A 16,004-nucleotide genomic window follows, 5' to 3' on the forward strand; every position below is an offset into this window, starting at 1 on the left:
TAGTATGACAACTTTAAGTCCAAAAGACGTGGTCATCGTAGATGGCGTACGCTCAGCAATGGGTAAATCTAAAAACGGTATGTTCCGCCACGTTCGCGCTGATAGCATTTCTGCTGAATTGGTTCGTGCCTTGGTTGAGCGTAATGACTTTGACCCACGTGACGTTGAAGACATTATCTGGGGCTGTGTAAACCAGACTTTAGAGCAAGGTTTAAACATCGGTCGTAATATCGGTTTGCTTGCTGATATCCCTAAGACTGCTGGCGGCCAAACCGTGAACCGTCTATGCGGCTCATCTATGCAGGCGCTTCATACAGCTGCGGCGCAAATTATGACCAACCAAGGTGAGGTTTTCATCATCGGTGGTGTTGAGCATATGGGTCACGTTGGTATGATGCATGGCGTTGACTTAAACCCTGAAGCTTCAAAGCACTATGCAAAAGCGTCAAACATGATGGGCTTGACCGCTGAAATGCTGGGCCGTATGAATAACGTCACTCGTGAAGAGCAAGACGCCTTTGGTCTTGAGTCGCATCGCCGTGCATGGGCTGCCACCACAGAAGGTCGTTTTGACAATGAAATCATCGGTATCGAAGGTCATGATGCCGCCGGTCGTTTGCAACTATGTACTGTTGACGAAGTGATTCGCCCAGATGCGACGATGGAGCAAATGCAAAAGCTACGTCCAGCCTTTGATCCAAAAGGCGGTACGGTCACTGCGGCAACTTCATCAGCTCTATCTGACGGTGCGTCAGCGATGCTGGTCATGAGCGCGCAAAAAGCCAAAGATTTGGGTCTAAAACCACGTGCGCGTATTCGCAGCATGGCAGTTGCTGGTTGTGATGCGGCTATAATGGGTTATGGTCCAGTTCCTGCGACCCAAAAAGCCCTAAAACGCGCTGGCATGAGCATCGATGATATGCAAACCATCGAGCTTAACGAAGCGTTTGCAGCTCAAGCACTATCGGTACTTAAAGCCTTGAACTTGACCGACAAGCAAGACATCATCAACGTCAATGGTGGTGCAATTGCCCTAGGTCATCCACTCGGTTGTTCTGGTGCTCGTATCACAGTTACTTTGCTAAACGCTATGGAGCAAATGGATACTGAAATCGGTCTTGCCACTATGTGTATCGGTCTAGGTCAAGGTATCGCGACTGTAATTGAGCGTGTTTAAGCGTTTTAATAAATCTTTTTAGTTTTATATCTTTAAAAAAACCCCTAGTCATGAAGACTAGGGGTTTTTGTGTTGATCAATTAAAAACTGGTTTTATAATATCCTGTTCATAATTGTTAATAAGATTTATCTTCATTGACCCGCTTAGCAAACTATGACTAAATAAGAATAAGAACAATAACGAAAACACCCATGATAAATCTAACATAGCCTTTAATAATAAGGTCAGTCGTACAAGGAGTGTACTATGTCTACCATGATTACCGATCGCACTTATCGTATCGCCCGCGAAAATACCCAAGCGATGATTATCGATATTCAAGAACGCTTGACGCCACATATCTATGACCACGAAAATATCGTCAAAAAAACCGTCACTCTGATTAAGGGTTTGCAAGCGCTCGATATTCCTATCATGCTCAATGAGCAGTATAAAAAGGGACTTGGCGATACCTTGCCTGAAATACGCGATGTATTAGAAGGTGACAATGCCAAAAGCTTTGAGAAAGTGACGTTTAGCGCCTGCGATAACGATGATTCGTGGCATTATTTAGCCCAGCAAAATCGTAGTATCGTTTTATTGTTTGGGGTAGAGGCACATGTTTGCGTGATGCAAACAGCGCTTGATTTACTCGATAATGGTATGCAGCCCGTGATTATTGGTGATGCGGTCGGCTCACGCTTTCCTTATGATAAAAAGCAAGCGATTCGCCGTATTCGCCGCGCTGGTGGGGTCATTAGCACGGTAGAATCCATTCTGTTTGAATTATGCCGCAGCAGTAAAGACCCAGCGTTTAAAACCATTAGTAATTTGATTAAGTAGCCTAATTAAGCATCATGCTTAAGCAAATTTAATTATTAAAAATAGTTTCTTAATAACTCTCAAAAATAAAATAGCGCTCAATACTATCGGCGCTATTTTTTTATCGAAAAATTATATTGAAGCAAGTTGTTTACGGTTTTTATAACGGCTATCAATGCCGCAGTGCTTAAATATTTACTATAATATCTGCCTTTGCGTGAAAAGACAGCGCTCAAATTTATCAGTTATTTAGAGAGAATCATGACGTTACCCTATTCTAATGGTGTCAACCATACACCGTTGACCGACCCTGCGACTGCTGCAAATATTGATATTGACGATGTAACGCATTTTTTATTAGAGTTGGATGCGCTAAAACGCGTCAATCGGCGCAGTTATGTGACGAAAACAAATCGGTTGGAGAATTCTGCCGAGCACTCTTGGCATTTGGCGATGGCTTGTTGGTCAATTGCTGAACAGTTTGAGATTGATGTTAATCATGAAAAATTGCTGAAGATGGCATTAATACATGACTTGGGTGAAGTTGATGCCGGTGATACATTTTTATTTGCCAATAGTAGAGCTGACGCTCACGCTGGAGAGCGCGAGGGCATCGCTCGATTACGAGCTGAGCGCGGCAATGGTATCAAAAACTTAAGTGAGATTTGGGAAGCGCAAGAAACGGGCAGGAGCAAAGAGGCTGAGCTGCTGAGAGTGATTGATCGAATTTTGCCATTTTTGTTAAATTTAAATACGGGCGGGAAAACATGGAGTGATCATGAGGTGACACGCTCGCAAGTGACTGGCGTCATAAGGTTTATTAAAGACAGCTTTCCGAGTATTCATCAATGGCTATTGGAACAGGTTGAGTATGCGACCGAGCAAGGCTGGCTGATTGATAGATAAGTGGTTAAAAGTTTTTTTTGCCTGTCAGCTGTTTACAAATTACTCATTATCTTCCTGCACTAAAGCCTTTATATTAGGGACAATCACGCAAAGAGACGGTCACATGAAAATAGCTGGTACTTATAAAACATTCGCGAAATCACTGGTTTTTCTTGGCGTACTAAGTTTGGCGCAATTGGCGCAGGCGACTGAGTCTGTTGGTAAGGGCGATAAATTGGCCTATGATGCCAAAAAACAGATAGGTGTGACCACTAGCTATGACCCTACCTATCGTCAGCTGGATTTTCCGCGTGGCGATGTACCGATAGAAACCGGCGTTTGTACCGATGTTGTCGTACGGGCATACCGTCTGCAAAATATCGATTTACAGCAGTTGGTCAATCAAGATATGAAGTCCAATTGGTCGGCCTATCCAAAGACGTGGGGACTAAAATCAACCGATAAAAATATCGATCACCGCCGTGTGCCGAATCTTGAGGTGTTTTTTAGCCGTCATGGTCAAACATTATCTACCACTGATAAATCTAGCTTTCAAGCCGGTGATATAGTGACGTGGCGGCTGCTGAACGGCAATTTACCGCATATGGGCATCGTTTCTAATAAAGTCGCCGCTGATGGCTCGCCGTTGATTATTCATAATATCGGACGCGGAACGCAAGAAGAAAACATCTTATTTGCGTATCCTATTCACAAGCACTTTCGGTACTAGATTGAATACGTCTAATAAAAAACCTAGCTAAGCTGAGTGGCTTAACTAGGCTTATACGTAGAGGTTTTTATAGCCTTCATACAACTGCTATTTATTCGCAACACCCAATAGCTGTCCCATTTTTACCATACTGTTGGCTTGTAAGCTGTCTTGCCAATCGGCTTTTGCGCCTTTTGGTAGAACGACAATCGCCGTTGAACCTAAATAAAAGCGTCCAAGCTCATCGCCTTTGGCAAAGCTCATATTGTGAACCATTTCTTGGATATCCTCAGTGCGGCTGATTTTACCCGTCGCGACGGTTTCGATACCAGCGACAATCATAGCGCCAACCATCACCACCGCCGCTTTGCCGTACTCTGTATCAAATAAACAGACCAAACGCTCATTACGGGCAAATAAATCCGGCACGTTTGCCGCCGTGACATTATTGACAGAAAATAGGGTACCCGGTATATAACGGGTCTTGGTCAAGGTACCAGCAAATGGCATGTGCACGCGGTGATAGTTACTCGGCGCGAGATATACAGTGGCAAAGCTACCATCAGCAAAATAACTGCCATCTTCGCTATCAGCGAGTAGTTGACCGATGTCATAATGACGACCTTTGGCTTGCAGTAATTTATGGTCGCGGATTTGCCCTAACTGCGAGATAATGCCATCGGCAGGACTGACAATTCCATTTGCGCGGCTATCGATGAGCCGCGCGTCGTCTTTTAGCTCACGGGTAAAAAAGTCATTAAAGCTTTCATAAGCATTGAAACTTTGGCGCTCGTATTCATCTAAGCTGACATTGTAAGCTTTGGCAAAGCTGCGGATAAACGCACGTTTGACATAAGGGTGGCGGCTGGCGGCCAGACGTCCAGCGACTTTACTCAGCTGCTGCTGCGGTACAAATTGTTGAAGGGTGGCAAATAAATTCATAATGAGGTTACCAAAACAGGGTTCGATGTAATTATTAATAGGCAAGTTAATGGCGGTATTTTATCATGGTCAGGGTATGATTGTATGACCATAAACTGTAAGCGATTTATAAATAAGGAAGGCTGTAAATGAGAGCACTGATACAAAGGGTGCAGCGCGCCAGCGTCACTGTCGATGCGCACTGCGTTGGTGCGATTGAGCATGGAATCTTGGCTTATATTGGCTTGGGTCATGAGGATAACTTGCAAAGTGCGCAGCGTATGATTGATAAAATCCTCACTTATCGCATTTTTGAGAATGACGATGATCCTGCTAAGTTTGGTAAATTGGATAAAAATGTCCAGCAGGTAGGCGGTGGTTTATTATTGGTGTCACAATTTACCTTAATGGCAAAAACCGATAAAGGTCGCCGTCCTGACTTTGGCGGCGCGATGGCACCTGATGCTGCGCAAGCGTTATTTGAGCAACTGGTAAATTACGCCAAAACCCAACATCCCCATGTAGCAACTGGTGAATTTGGCGCTGATATGCAAGTGTCGAGTGTCAATGATGGGCCGTTAAATTTTTTATTAGAAGTTTAGAGCTTTAACGTTTTAGACGTTAAAGCTTTAAAGGCTAAAAATTTAAAAGCTAGCGTTCAGGCTTTTGTAAAAGTGGATAAGGGTTGACCGCGCTGCCATTGATATAAATCCCATAATGGACGTGCGGCGGCGTGCCTTTGGCATTCCCACTGTCGCCGACGTAACCGATGATATCGCCGGCATTGACCCAGTCGTTCGGGCTGATATCGGCATAATCCTCTAAATGGGCATAATAATGTCCGGCGCCGCCCGGGCCAATGATGACCACCACGCGCCCGCCTAAGCTGTTTTCGCCAACTTTGCTGACGATACCTTGTGTCGTTGCTTGTATCGGCGTACCTCGTTTGGCAAATATATCGATGCCTTCGTGAGAGCGACCTTGGCTACGCGCCGCGCCCCATGTATCCGTTAAGTGTTGTTCGGGCAGTGGGCTAGGTAAGCTATTTTCTGTCGGTAATGCTTGTTGTAATAAACTGAGCTGTTGCCATTTTGCCAGTACAAACGACTGAGTTTGCTTGCTGATACTCGGTAAGAGCTTGTCAAAGACAAATAACAGCATCAGTAACACCGCCGCCTTGATGAATACACTTAGTACACGGCGTAAAAGGTTTGGTTTTTTACTTGGGCTTGGCTGCGGATTATTGCCATCTGCTAGCATTGATATCTCTTTTTTAAATTAACGCTCATAGATAGTATAAGAGCTATCACCGCTATTTTTTGTATACCATTGTTATCTTTAGCTTTTATCCCCATAAATATAACGTAGTTTTTAAAAATCACCTATTTTTTAGGTATATATAGAAAACTGATATTGCTACCTATTTTCAAATAATGATGGCCAAATCTTTATGACCGACACTGCGCTGATTATCGATACCGAAACCGACCAAGGTCGTGATCCGCGTCCGATTCAAGTGGCGACTATTAATGTGGCGACAGGATTTGAGTGGATGAAATACTTTAATAGTGGGCGCCCGATATCACCCGTGGTCATTAGAATTCATGGTATTACCGATGATGATGTCGCCGGTCTTGAGCGCTTTGAGTTGGATGCGTTTGAGTTGCCGCAGTATTTGATTGGCCATAATGTGCGCTTTGATTGGCGGGTGATTGGTAGTCCGACTACTAAGCTGATATGTACGGTGCGGCTGGCGCGCGTGGCCTTTCCAGAATGGAGCGCCTATGGGCAGTCGAAATGTATCGAGCAATTATTAGGTAAAGGCGAGGCAGGTAAAATGACGATTGCTGCTCATGATGCGCTGGGCGATGCGCGCATGTGTTATCTGCTATATCAGGCCTGCTGCGAGCGCCTAGAGATTGCGCCGACAGATTTTGCAGCAGCGCACGCTATCGCCAATAAAGCCAATCCACTGAGCAAAATGCCCTTTGGCAAACATAAGGGTACGTTGATTAAAGACGTGCCAATTAGCTACGTAAAATGGATGCTAGGCAACATTCATAATATGCAGCCGTCGCTGTATTCTGCGTTGACCAAGCGTGTGCAAGCAGAACAAGCAGAACAAGCAGCAAAAATCACGCAAGACTAAATACAGTTGCGCTTGAATGGCATGCGCTTGAATAGCTGCACTAAACAAAGCTTATTACTGCTTGGCTAGCCAATCGATTGCCATTTGCCAAAGCTGCGGGGCTTTAGCATTGGTTTTGCTACTAAAATAGCGCATATGACCGATACTATTTAAGCCAAATTCTTCGGGGTCAAAATAGCGTTTTTCGACTGGCATTTTGCTAAATACGCGAATCATATCGTCCATATTGTTGCTATTGGCAATCTCATCATCGCTAAAGCCGAGCCACAACGCAGGCATATCAATCTCATCGTAAAAATGGGTGTGAATACTTTTGCCAAACGCGGTTTTAATATAGCCTGCGCCATTGCACCACTCGCGCCATTGACGAGCGACGCCACGTGGTAGTGGCTCGCCCATGCCGATTTTATCCGCTGGCGTATAGCCTAGCGTTAAGTTGGTGAGCGGAATAAAGACGTCCATAAAACCCATCGCTTTGAGCTTGTAAGGCATGTCCATATTTTTGATTTGCCCTGATGAACAAGCAACATTAAATACTGAAGTAAGCGCCTTATAATTTGGCATCAAACCTATCAGCTGACCGCCGGCGCTATGTCCAATCAAATGATAAGTGGCATCGGCAAATTCGTCTTGTAAGGCATCAAGGACGGCTGGCATGTCATGACGACCCCAACTGATTAAAGAAGCATCACATTTCGTCAAATCAGACGATAGCGATTCACCGATACCTTCATTATCAAAGGTTATGACCCCAAAGCCGCTTGCTGCTAAATAAGTGGCAAAATTATGATAAAACTGGCGTTTGATACCAGTAGCCGGCGCGATCATGACTGCGGCTTTTACTTCGTCTCTAGGGCGATAAACGGTCGCTGCCAATGCTCGATTGCGCTCAGTCATGATGCTTAGGGCATAAATATCTGTTTGATTGTGCGGATTTTCCATGGTTTAACCTTCATGTATTTTTGTCATTTTTATGAGTAAGAGTTTTCTTATAAGTAAAGACTTTGGGTAAATAAAAACGCTTGCTAGGCGCACAGCGTTTAAAAACCAGCGTTTAATAATCAATATTAAGCGTGCAGTCATTAAGCCGTGATTGGTTGCTTACTTTATAGCTTAGCTAGGTGATCACCGCATGATGACTTTGCAGTAACACTGCTTATGGTAAAATAAATCTTAGTGAGGAAGGCAGGCAAAAATGACTTCTAAGTTCTATGAGCAAGCTCGACGTTGTATATTTTGAGCAATTAACCTACATCAAAAAAACAACATCTATAACTAATCATGTTTTAATAGTTAAGTATTTAATAAGAACAATGTATATAAAATTAAGGAAACTCTATGCAAATGAAAATTAACAATGACACTTATGAAGTCATTACCAGTCAAGACATTACCAATATTGAAAAAGCCGTGGATAAATCAGCGCTCACCATGCCACTGGTAGCGGTTTATTGTGGCTCACGTTTGGGCAATAATGACGTTTATGAGCAGGCGGCGCGTGAGCTTGGCAGTGCGCTTGCTGATAATGGCATGGGTTTGGTCTATGGCGGAGCGAGCATCGGGCTGATGGGCGCAGTCGCTGATGAGGTCATCCGAGGTGGCGCACAAGCGGTCGGCGTGATTCCAACCTTTATGCTCAAGCATGAAATTGCTCATGAGCAGCTGACGCGCCTGCATTTGACCGATACCATGCATACCCGTAAAACAGTGATGGCAGAGTACGCCGATGCCTTTATTACGTTGCCGGGCGGGCTTGGGACGCTAGAGGAAATTATGGAAATTGCCACCTGGCGTCAGCTATATCAGCATGAAAAACCGATGATTATTCTTAATATCAATGGTTTTTATGACTGTATGATTGAACATTTACAATACACCGCTGAGCAAGGCTTTATGAAGCAACAAGACCTTGAGCGTTTGGTCGTTTGTAATACCATTGGCGAAGCGATTGACATGCTAAAGACCGTCGTAAAAATAGATGACGCCGTTGATACTGAGAAAATGGCGGGAAACTAGCAGCGGTTATCTTTATCAATAACTTTAAATAAAAAAGAGAGCAAGGCTAACATTAAGCCTTGCTCTCTTTTTTGCTTTGACTTTATTAACATTTAAATCATTTTAACTCGTTTCACAAATACCATGATTTACGCCCGCCATTGCCATTGGAAAGCCGCGTTCTTGCGCTAAATAACGCGCAATTTTATCAATCGCCACGCTATCATTTTGCGCTAAATACGCCCATTCATGCGCATAACGCTGATGGTTTTCTGGCGCTTCATCAGCAACCAAACCAAGCGTCGTCAATTCATCAACGATTTGATCAGCAGCAATCAGCGTCGATGAGGCTTTGACGTTTTCTGCCCGCGCATAGCGAATATTAGAGTATAAGCTCACATCGGCAACGCGCAGCGTATCGTCTTGCCCAGGTATTTGCTGCCCGCCATAGAGCGCATTGCCAACTGTTCGCGCGCTATGAAAGGTCGGGACGAATTCAGCCACGTAATCAATCGCTTGCTGGCTGCGCGCTTGTAGTGGCGCTTTATCCCAGCCGTCTTCGATATAGTGCAAATATTGCGACGGTAATTTCGGTTGGGCGCTATTTTTGTTAGAAGCAACCAAACCATCATCAAATAGGGTAATAAATTTACTCATGCCATGTATCTGAAAATAACCATCAGGGTAGGGCGTTAGCTGCGCCATGCCTTCCGGTGTGCCGCGCTCACCGTAAACGATAATTTCTGGTATTTGACCGCCAGTATCGCCCCAATGAGTGATATAAGACGATTTAAACTCGACCATACGCGTGACTTTGACACCGACCATATCATCGATAATGCCGGTACGAAAACCACAAGCGTTGATTAAATAATCAACTTCGATAGAATCGGTTTTGGCTTCAGTATCAGTATCAGAGCTCGCTGCTTGCTGATAATCAATACGCCATTTGGTCACATGATGGTCAGCATTTGAGCAGTTTTCGCAGTCGATTGGCATCACTTGTTTCACCTGCGTATCGGTAAAGACATGCGCGTGCTCATAGACTTCTAAAGCCACTTGTGCAGACGCTGCCAAACGGAAGATATTCCAGCCGTATTCTTGTACGACAATCAGCGGAAATTTAACCTTATTTAAATCCAAATACTTAGCAACTGGTATCATCCATTCATCAACCGTGCGCGGCACCGCGACTTGCTCGCGCTCAGATAAGGCAATCAGTTGCTCATGGCTGTAGAGCTGATAGTAGTTTTCAGGTTCGCCAAGCACTTTATTATTGGCGTCTTCGGCGATAAGCTCACGATAAGCGTCGGTTAAGATATCTAAGCGTGGCAATAAATCCTCAGGCAAACCTTCATCGCGCGTCGGTACTGCAAATACCGTTGGGCGTACATCAATGGTATAAGGATAAAGGCGCAAAATATCTATGCATTGTTTGAGCAGGGCAACGCAATCTTCATCAGGTATTTCACGATATAGGTTGCCACCGGCATGCAAATGACACATCGGCGGCCCGTCAATTAGCGAGGTATTTTTTTCAAATAAATACGTTTCAAGGCCCAATGCCGCAAGGCGAATCGCGATGGTTGCACCCGCTGTACCGCCACCGAGAATACCAACCCGTTTGCTAGCAGGCACTTGATTGTTCATAACAGAATGAGTCATTGTCGTTGTTATATCCTTAGTCGCATTCCTATCTTCAATTAGTAGGAATGGCTCGGCGTCTGTGTGAAGTAATTCGTTGCTAAGTTTCTTCTCTTAAGTTTTTTATATTCGCCGCGCTTATATGTTAAATAACATGTTTTTCTAATGCGTGTTTTTTCATGCAAGGCTACCGATATGCGTACAGCGAACCCTAAGTTCAACAGTCATTTTAAACCGCTATAGTCATATTTCTTATTGTGTAGTAGTTCTTAATTTATATGGCTTATTCTACGAAAAAATTACTCAAATTAGCATGGCAAAAACGTAAGTAGATGCATAAGTTTTGTCAAAGGATGGCAAACAATGAGCGTCTAAAACACAGCCTTTTAAAAGCATTTTTAGAAAATTGAAGAGCAAACTTTATTTAATTTGTAAACTTTATACGCTTCTGTAAATTTATATGATGTAAGAAATAACTGATTTTATGTCTGTGCTATAGTAAAAATACTTACGGTAAGCTTTAAGCCGTTTTATGCTTTAAGGTATAGGTTTGCAGACCACAAAAAACCATATAAAAGAAGCAATTAAAAAAATCACTATTAACAAGGACGTTACTATGAAACACATACTTATGTTATCTGTCATTTCTGGTGCATTAGCGCTTAGCGGCTGTTCTACGTTTAACAACATGCTGGGAAAGGACGATTCTGGCATGCATGAGGTGCAAGCGACCACTAAAAATACCGCGCCAGTTGCCAGTAAAAATGGCATGTTGGTCGATGCAACCAATCATATGACCTTATATACTTTTGATAAAGACTCTATGAATAAATCAGAATGTGGCTCAGCTTGTCTGGTTGCTTGGCCAGCGTTTTTGGCACCAAGTAATGCCAAAGCGTCAGGGCAGTTCGCCGCCTTTAAACGTGAAGATGGCAAATATCAATGGGCGATGAATGGTAAGCCGTTATACTTTTATGCCAATGATACCAAGGTTGGCGATAAAGATGGCGACAACAAACTTGGCGTTTGGCACATCGTAAAAACTAAATAGCGTTAAAACTATTTTAATACGAATAAAGAAGCAGCTACCTATAGCTGCTTCTTTAACGAGTTACTGATAGAAAATTTTAACCTATCGTTATAATCTGATAAGCGCTTAACGTGTGCTCTGAGCAGATAAGCGGCTTGCATCGAGCAACAAAAACCGTTAAAATCGCGGTTTGATTTTCCCGCTGGGGAAAGGCTAAGTGAGCAGCGGTGTGGTGTTGGGTGCTGGAATAAGCCAGTGACGTAATTGCCAGACTGACAGATGTCCTTAGTGCCTCAGTTACGTATGTGAGCGTGCTTAATAGCTAAAGAGGCTATTAATCAAAATGCTTACCATACATCGGACATAGAGAGTTTATTATGCGTAAAGATATCCATCCTAATTACCAAGAAGTTTTGTTCCATGACACCAACGCTGACGTGTTTTTCTTAACTCGCTCAACCGTTAATACCAAAGCCACTCGTGAATACGAAGGTAAAGAATACCCATACTACCCACTTGATATTTCAAGTGCGTCGCATCCATTCTATACTGGCGAACAACGCAAAACGTCTACTGAAGGCCGTGTTGCAAGCTTCAACAAACGCTTTGGTGCGTTTGGTGGCCGTAGCAAGAAAGCTGCTGATTCTGCTGAATAATTTATACTTATGGTATAAATATATGTCGCGAAGCAGTCTTTTGCTAAGCCATAAAAAAACCGCTGATTATTCAGCGGTTTTTTTATCTAAATTTTAATGTTCAGTATTTGCACTACTCAGCTACTTAACTTAGTAGTCGACGAATCTAGCAACTTCACAATCAATTCTGCCACTTGCTGCGCCCAATAACCATACATCAAACTGCTTGGATGAAAGCCGTCGCTGGCAAACATCACTCTGATATCGATCGGCGTGCCGTTAGAGTGTTCTTCTATCATGCGTGCAAAGTTCGTTGCCATGTAAGTGACATTGTCATGAGCGGCACAAATTTGCTGCAAGCTATTATCAAGGATAGCGGCTTTGGCACCAACGAAGTTATTCAATGGCGCAGGTATCGCAGGCATTTGAGCCATCGGCGGTAAGCTTAAAAAAACCAGCTCGCGTACGCCGAATTTACGCTGGGCGATAGCAATGATATTTTCAACCTGCTGTTGCCATTGAGCCGCAGAGACTTTGGAGGTAGTATCATTAACGCCGACACTTAATACCATCACATCAATAGGTTGGCTCGGTGCAGGCAACACATAAAGCCTGCGCAAAATATCAAAGCTGGTATAACCCGTGGTCGCTTGTAACGACCAGTTTAAGGTATCAAAAGCGCTTTGGATAGCAGCCTGCTCAGTCAAAATAGGTATCAAATGACCGACCAGCGCCTCTTGTTGGGTCTGACTACCGACGCCAGCCGCTGCCGAATCACCAACGACCATCAGGTTCAATATATTGTTGCTTTTACCCTTTGAGGTAATAGGCGAGTTATTGAGCTGAACCTGTCCATGACGCTCGCCATTTGGCTCAGGTAGGCGTACAGTATCACGCTTGATTTTGTGCCCTTGATAAAGGTAAACAGGAGCAAGCAGCACGTCCTTGGCAGCAGCGGTTATTTTATTTTGCATTTTTTTAGTAGCTACCATCCTGCACGCTCCCGAATCGTAGTGAGGTTGTCTTCAATAAGTAATTTACCATCGATATATACATCGCGTAGTAGGTTATCTGCAGCTGACGTTAAATTATCCGCTTTAATGGTATCTATGTTGCCTTTGCTATTTTTTATGAGTGCCAAACGGCCTCTTTTTGAGCGTTTTGAGCGACTGGTGACAGGGTCTTTATAGATATCTTTCCATACACCATCGATAGAGATGGCACTGGCTTTCATCGCCCAGCTCATGGTATCGCGATTGACTTGCTGCAATAAGCCGCCGCCCATCCCAAAGGTGATATTGTCGGCGCTAAAGCCTGCGTTTAAGACCACATCGATGATTTTGCTTAAGCTTTGCGGGCTGATACCATCGCCTTGGATAATGCGTACATAGTCGGGCAGCACTTTATAGCCTTTGCTATTGATGGTGGTGCCAAACTTTACCGCCAAACGCTCCAAGGCTTCGCGCACCACTTTTGCCGGATCGCCGCTATCTGGACGGATAACCAAAGTTCCGCCCATATTTTTGACGTCGTCTTTTAGGCTACCGCCCCAAATATTATCAATGGCATTCCATAAATCATAGCTGTCAGATACCACAGAAAAACTTTTACCAACGCCGCCAAATTGTTCAATCATATTGGCAAAGGCGACAGTTTCTCCGTCGCGACCCCACGCCGTCATGGTGCTATGCTCAGCAGCAGGGATAGAAAAAGCAGCTATTTCTTTGTCCATGTGATACCAGCGGCTGGCGGCAACCAAGGCCGTCATCGAGTCGGTACCAGCAAAGTTCACCAAATGCGCAAGACTACCAAGGGCGACAGATTCTTGACTAGACGCACCGCGCGAACCAAAATCATGCAAACGGAAAATGAGGGATTCGGTATTGTCGGCAGATTTTTCTAGTGCCTGACGAATAATGCCTTTGCAATAATGAGAGACGCTAGCGACGGTTGAGGGATACCAAATCGCCCGTAGCAATGCCGTTTCGATATAGCTTGGTAGCCAGTAAAACTCAGGGTCAGTATTGATAATTTGACAGACCACATTGGATGCTGGAACGACGCTGCCTTCAGGAATGGCTTCGATGCGCAGTGGCAGATAGCCGCCATGCTTATCGACTAATAGCTCCCAGCCAGCACGGTTAAAGGTTAAGCCATGAGCTTGAATGACCGTTTCGGCTTCATCGATATCTTGATGGGTAATCGGCGTGCTAAGGTATTCTTTGATAAAGGCTTGCAAGCCAAAAAATACCACATCGTAGTCACCTTTACGCGCTTCGATATAGCTTGATAGATACTCGCTACCTTTTGGATATTGCGCCCAATGGGAGGTTTTATAGCTGTCGCTATTTAAGATTAAATTGTTTAAATTGCTGGTGTACATCACAGAACTCCTCTGCTTTTAGATGCTGCAGCTGTTTTTTAATAACTGCCGCGGCGGTGAGCCATTGCCGTCTATCGGCGCTGGCGTGAAAAAAGGTTAATAAAAATTGCACAGTCGCCTGATAAAAGCCTACAAACCAACCATTTTGGTGATAATCGCATAATGGTCTTCAAACATCATGGTCGCATCAAGCTCTGCCAGCGGTAGCCAAAACGCGGTAGCTGCATCGTCGCCACCTTTGACTTTTGGCAACCCTTTTGGGTCATTTTTAAGCTGAAAATAAAAGGCTTGAGTAATCGTACGCCCACGCGCCGAGCGATACGGGTCGTCAAAGGTATGCTGGCTGTGGCAAGAGCCACGTAATACCGGTTCAGGGACTTTCAAACGAGTTTCTTCGCGTAGCTCGCGGATACAGGCATCAAATAAGGTTTCTTTTGGATTCAAAAAACCACCCGGTAATGCCCATAGCCCGCGTCCTGGCATACTGCGGCGTTCAACCAATAAAATGTGCCCTGATTGTACGACGAGCGCATCAGTGGTCATAAAGGTTGGTGGATAAGGCGCAGACTCCCATTGTCTTTTATATTTATCGACAAAATCGGCTTCTTCATGCAGGTTTTGATAAATATCAGTCTTTTTAAAGTCATTGAGGACGTTGCGGGTTGATTCGGGGGTGCGCTCAGGCGTTGGTGTGGCGCCCATTAGATAACTGTCACGAATAGGGGTCGCGGATAAATTGTGATAATTGGGTACAGAAACCGACGCCCAATTTGGGAATAAGGATAAATAATAAGATGAGCTGTCTTTTGAATGACCAATCAGCCCAATATCAGCCTGTAAGTCGCCGGTGACGGATTTGACGCCCGTCTGCACATATTGCAGCCAACGCGTGTCATTGTAGAGCGCATCGTCGAGACCGACGCAATGAATTCGCGCCGCTTCTGCTGGCGAGTAGGCGTTCTTAATCATCGCCGCGCGCTCATCGACACTAAATGGATTACGCAGACTGCGCGGGAGGTTGGCAGAACCAATCAGCATAATGACGTTATCGGCACGTTTTAATGCTTCATCGACCACTGCCTTGTGCCCGCAGTGAAACGGCTGGAAACGCCCAATAAATACCAAATAACGGTAGTTTTTACTGTTATTTTTATCCGAACCTTGCTCTGCTGATTCACTCATAACGGCCAACTCCTAACTTACTGCTATTAATTATCAATTTAAAATGTCTCAAAGAGGCTAATACTGACACAGCCTATATCTGGCTGACAAGTATAAAGATGTTTAGTGCCGTGACTTTATCGCTTTAACGAATTTTAGCGCTTGGTTTTTGCGCCATGAATGTTATTTTAAAGGATAATATTTTTATAGATATAAAAGCAAAAACCCTTCTAAAGGCTAGAAAGGTTAAGGTTAGAAAGGTTTTTGCAAACGCTCAAAGCATTAATAATATCAAATCTCAAGTGTTTTGATTTTTTCTAAGCCTTGCTGCTCAATGACGGCGGTCAAACCTTTATCTTCTTCAATACGTTTGACAAAGGTATCAAGGTTTTTATAGTCAGTTGACATACTCCCGCCACTTTCGACAAGCTCAAGTGGGGGATTCTAAAAGCAAAAGCTCTTAGGCGACTTTCTCACGACCGTCGCAAGTTTTCTGCTTCAACGGGCGACCTT

16 protein-coding genes are annotated in these 16,004 nt (G+C 44.2%); 9 read left to right on the forward strand and 7 right to left on the reverse strand.

The window, feature by feature from the left end:
• The first annotated feature begins 4 nt into the window (after window positions 1-4).
• The 4 genes from fadA to H9653_RS08945 all read left to right on the forward strand — a co-directional run bounded on the left by fadA (window position 5) and on the right by H9653_RS08945 (window position 3,594).
• Complete coding sequence (fadA, locus tag H9653_RS08930; protein ID WP_191691964.1) at window positions 5-1,177, forward strand: acetyl-CoA C-acyltransferase FadA; 1,173 nt, start codon at window positions 5-7, stop codon at window positions 1,175-1,177.
• A 247-nt stretch (window positions 1,178-1,424) separates the two neighbouring features.
• Window positions 1,425-2,000: an isochorismatase family protein gene (locus H9653_RS08935; RefSeq protein WP_191691966.1), complete on the forward strand. Its 576-nt coding sequence runs from the start codon at window positions 1,425-1,427 to the stop codon at window positions 1,998-2,000.
• 240 nt (window positions 2,001-2,240) lie between these two features.
• Complete coding sequence (locus H9653_RS08940; RefSeq protein WP_191691968.1) at window positions 2,241-2,885, forward strand: HD domain-containing protein; 645 nt, start codon at window positions 2,241-2,243, stop codon at window positions 2,883-2,885.
• A gap of 103 nt (window positions 2,886-2,988) precedes the next feature.
• Window positions 2,989-3,594 carry a DUF1287 domain-containing protein gene (locus H9653_RS08945; protein ID WP_191691970.1) on the forward strand — a complete coding sequence of 202 codons (606 nt, stop codon included), beginning with the start codon at window positions 2,989-2,991 and terminating at the stop codon, window positions 3,592-3,594.
• 87 nt (window positions 3,595-3,681) lie between these two features.
• Here H9653_RS08945 and asd read toward each other — a convergent pair whose 3' ends face one another.
• The gene (gene asd, locus H9653_RS08950; protein ID WP_191691972.1) at window positions 3,682-4,515 is read right to left on the reverse strand and encodes an archaetidylserine decarboxylase; all 834 of its coding nucleotides are present in this window, start codon (window positions 4,513-4,515) and stop codon (window positions 3,682-3,684) included.
• Between the two features lie 128 nt (window positions 4,516-4,643).
• Here asd and dtd point away from each other — a divergent pair, with 128 nt between their 5' ends.
• Entirely contained in the window at window positions 4,644-5,096 is a 453-nt protein-coding gene (gene dtd / locus H9653_RS08955) for a D-aminoacyl-tRNA deacylase (RefSeq protein WP_191691974.1), read from the forward strand.
• Between the two features lie 49 nt (window positions 5,097-5,145).
• Here dtd and H9653_RS08960 read toward each other — a convergent pair whose 3' ends face one another.
• Window positions 5,146-5,754 (reverse strand): M23 family metallopeptidase, encoded by a 609-nt coding sequence (locus H9653_RS08960; protein ID WP_191691976.1) that lies wholly within the window; start codon window positions 5,752-5,754, stop codon window positions 5,146-5,148.
• A 190-nt stretch (window positions 5,755-5,944) separates the two neighbouring features.
• Between H9653_RS08960 and H9653_RS08965 the strand changes: the two genes are divergently transcribed.
• Window positions 5,945-6,643, forward strand: coding sequence for a putative quorum-sensing-regulated virulence factor (locus tag H9653_RS08965; protein WP_191691977.1), 699 nt, complete (start codon window positions 5,945-5,947; stop codon window positions 6,641-6,643).
• 54 nt (window positions 6,644-6,697) lie between these two features.
• Here the strand turns inward: H9653_RS08965 and H9653_RS08970 are convergent, their stop codons facing one another.
• Window positions 6,698-7,585: an alpha/beta hydrolase family protein gene (locus H9653_RS08970; RefSeq protein WP_191691979.1), complete on the reverse strand. Its 888-nt coding sequence runs from the start codon at window positions 7,583-7,585 to the stop codon at window positions 6,698-6,700.
• A gap of 396 nt (window positions 7,586-7,981) precedes the next feature.
• Between H9653_RS08970 and H9653_RS08975 the strand changes: the two genes are divergently transcribed.
• Window positions 7,982-8,659 (forward strand): LOG family protein, encoded by a 678-nt coding sequence (locus H9653_RS08975; RefSeq protein ID WP_144297782.1) that lies wholly within the window; start codon window positions 7,982-7,984, stop codon window positions 8,657-8,659.
• Window positions 8,660-8,761: 102 nt separating this feature from the next.
• Here H9653_RS08975 and H9653_RS08980 read toward each other — a convergent pair whose 3' ends face one another.
• On the reverse strand, window positions 8,762-10,303 hold the full coding sequence (locus H9653_RS08980) for an FAD-dependent oxidoreductase (protein ID WP_191691981.1): 1,542 nt from the start codon (window positions 10,301-10,303) through the stop codon (window positions 8,762-8,764).
• A gap of 595 nt (window positions 10,304-10,898) precedes the next feature.
• Between H9653_RS08980 and H9653_RS08985 the strand changes: the two genes are divergently transcribed.
• A complete protein-coding gene (locus tag H9653_RS08985) occupies window positions 10,899-11,333 on the forward strand; it encodes a COG4315 family predicted lipoprotein (protein ID WP_068405150.1) in 435 nt (144 codons plus the stop codon).
• A 356-nt stretch (window positions 11,334-11,689) separates the two neighbouring features.
• Window positions 11,690-11,968 carry a type B 50S ribosomal protein L31 gene (locus H9653_RS08990; protein ID WP_068405148.1) on the forward strand — a complete coding sequence of 93 codons (279 nt, stop codon included), beginning with the start codon at window positions 11,690-11,692 and terminating at the stop codon, window positions 11,966-11,968.
• Between the two features lie 116 nt (window positions 11,969-12,084).
• Here H9653_RS08990 and H9653_RS08995 read toward each other — a convergent pair whose 3' ends face one another.
• From H9653_RS08995 to H9653_RS09005, 3 genes are all read right to left on the reverse strand, one after another.
• Window positions 12,085-12,939, reverse strand: coding sequence for an SGNH/GDSL hydrolase family protein (locus tag H9653_RS08995; protein ID WP_191691983.1), 855 nt, complete (start codon window positions 12,937-12,939; stop codon window positions 12,085-12,087).
• A complete protein-coding gene (locus H9653_RS09000) occupies window positions 12,933-14,330 on the reverse strand; it encodes a nicotinate phosphoribosyltransferase (RefSeq protein ID WP_191691985.1) in 1,398 nt (465 codons plus the stop codon). The genes H9653_RS08995 and H9653_RS09000 overlap by 7 nt, the downstream gene beginning before the upstream one ends.
• A gap of 129 nt (window positions 14,331-14,459) precedes the next feature.
• The gene (locus H9653_RS09005; RefSeq protein WP_191691987.1) at window positions 14,460-15,512 is read right to left on the reverse strand and encodes a bifunctional nicotinamide-nucleotide adenylyltransferase/Nudix hydroxylase; all 1,053 of its coding nucleotides are present in this window, start codon (window positions 15,510-15,512) and stop codon (window positions 14,460-14,462) included.
• Window positions 15,513-16,004: the final 492 nt, after the last annotated feature.

Origin of the sequence: Psychrobacter communis (genome assembly GCF_014836505.1) — a bacterium.
Lineage (GTDB): Bacteria > Pseudomonadota > Gammaproteobacteria > Pseudomonadales > Moraxellaceae > Psychrobacter > Psychrobacter faecalis.

What these genes read in the sequence shown, in the direction of transcription:
- fadA (WP_191691964.1), top strand. Translation starts at nt 5, where the DNA reads ATGACAACTTTAAGTCCAAAAGACGTGGTCATCGTAGATGGCGTACGC.
- H9653_RS08935 (WP_191691966.1), top strand. Translation starts at nt 1,425, where the DNA reads ATGTCTACCATGATTACCGATCGCACTTATCGTATCGCCCGCGAAAAT.
- H9653_RS08940 (WP_191691968.1), top strand. Translation starts at nt 2,241, where the DNA reads ATGACGTTACCCTATTCTAATGGTGTCAACCATACACCGTTGACCGAC.
- H9653_RS08945 (WP_191691970.1), top strand. Translation starts at nt 2,989, where the DNA reads ATGAAAATAGCTGGTACTTATAAAACATTCGCGAAATCACTGGTTTTT.
- asd (WP_191691972.1), bottom strand. Translation starts at nt 4,515, where the DNA reads ATGAATTTATTTGCCACCCTTCAACAATTTGTACCGCAGCAGCAGCTG.
- dtd (WP_191691974.1), top strand. Translation starts at nt 4,644, where the DNA reads ATGAGAGCACTGATACAAAGGGTGCAGCGCGCCAGCGTCACTGTCGAT.
- H9653_RS08960 (WP_191691976.1), bottom strand. Translation starts at nt 5,754, where the DNA reads ATGCTAGCAGATGGCAATAATCCGCAGCCAAGCCCAAGTAAAAAACCA.
- H9653_RS08965 (WP_191691977.1), top strand. Translation starts at nt 5,945, where the DNA reads ATGACCGACACTGCGCTGATTATCGATACCGAAACCGACCAAGGTCGT.
- H9653_RS08970 (WP_191691979.1), bottom strand. Translation starts at nt 7,585, where the DNA reads ATGGAAAATCCGCACAATCAAACAGATATTTATGCCCTAAGCATCATG.
- H9653_RS08975 (WP_144297782.1), top strand. Translation starts at nt 7,982, where the DNA reads ATGCAAATGAAAATTAACAATGACACTTATGAAGTCATTACCAGTCAA.
- H9653_RS08980 (WP_191691981.1), bottom strand. Translation starts at nt 10,303, where the DNA reads ATGACTCATTCTGTTATGAACAATCAAGTGCCTGCTAGCAAACGGGTT.
- H9653_RS08985 (WP_068405150.1), top strand. Translation starts at nt 10,899, where the DNA reads ATGAAACACATACTTATGTTATCTGTCATTTCTGGTGCATTAGCGCTT.
- H9653_RS08990 (WP_068405148.1), top strand. Translation starts at nt 11,690, where the DNA reads ATGCGTAAAGATATCCATCCTAATTACCAAGAAGTTTTGTTCCATGAC.
- H9653_RS08995 (WP_191691983.1), bottom strand. Translation starts at nt 12,939, where the DNA reads ATGGTAGCTACTAAAAAAATGCAAAATAAAATAACCGCTGCTGCCAAG.
- H9653_RS09000 (WP_191691985.1), bottom strand. Translation starts at nt 14,330, where the DNA reads ATGTACACCAGCAATTTAAACAATTTAATCTTAAATAGCGACAGCTAT.
- H9653_RS09005 (WP_191691987.1), bottom strand. Translation starts at nt 15,512, where the DNA reads ATGAGTGAATCAGCAGAGCAAGGTTCGGATAAAAATAACAGTAAAAAC.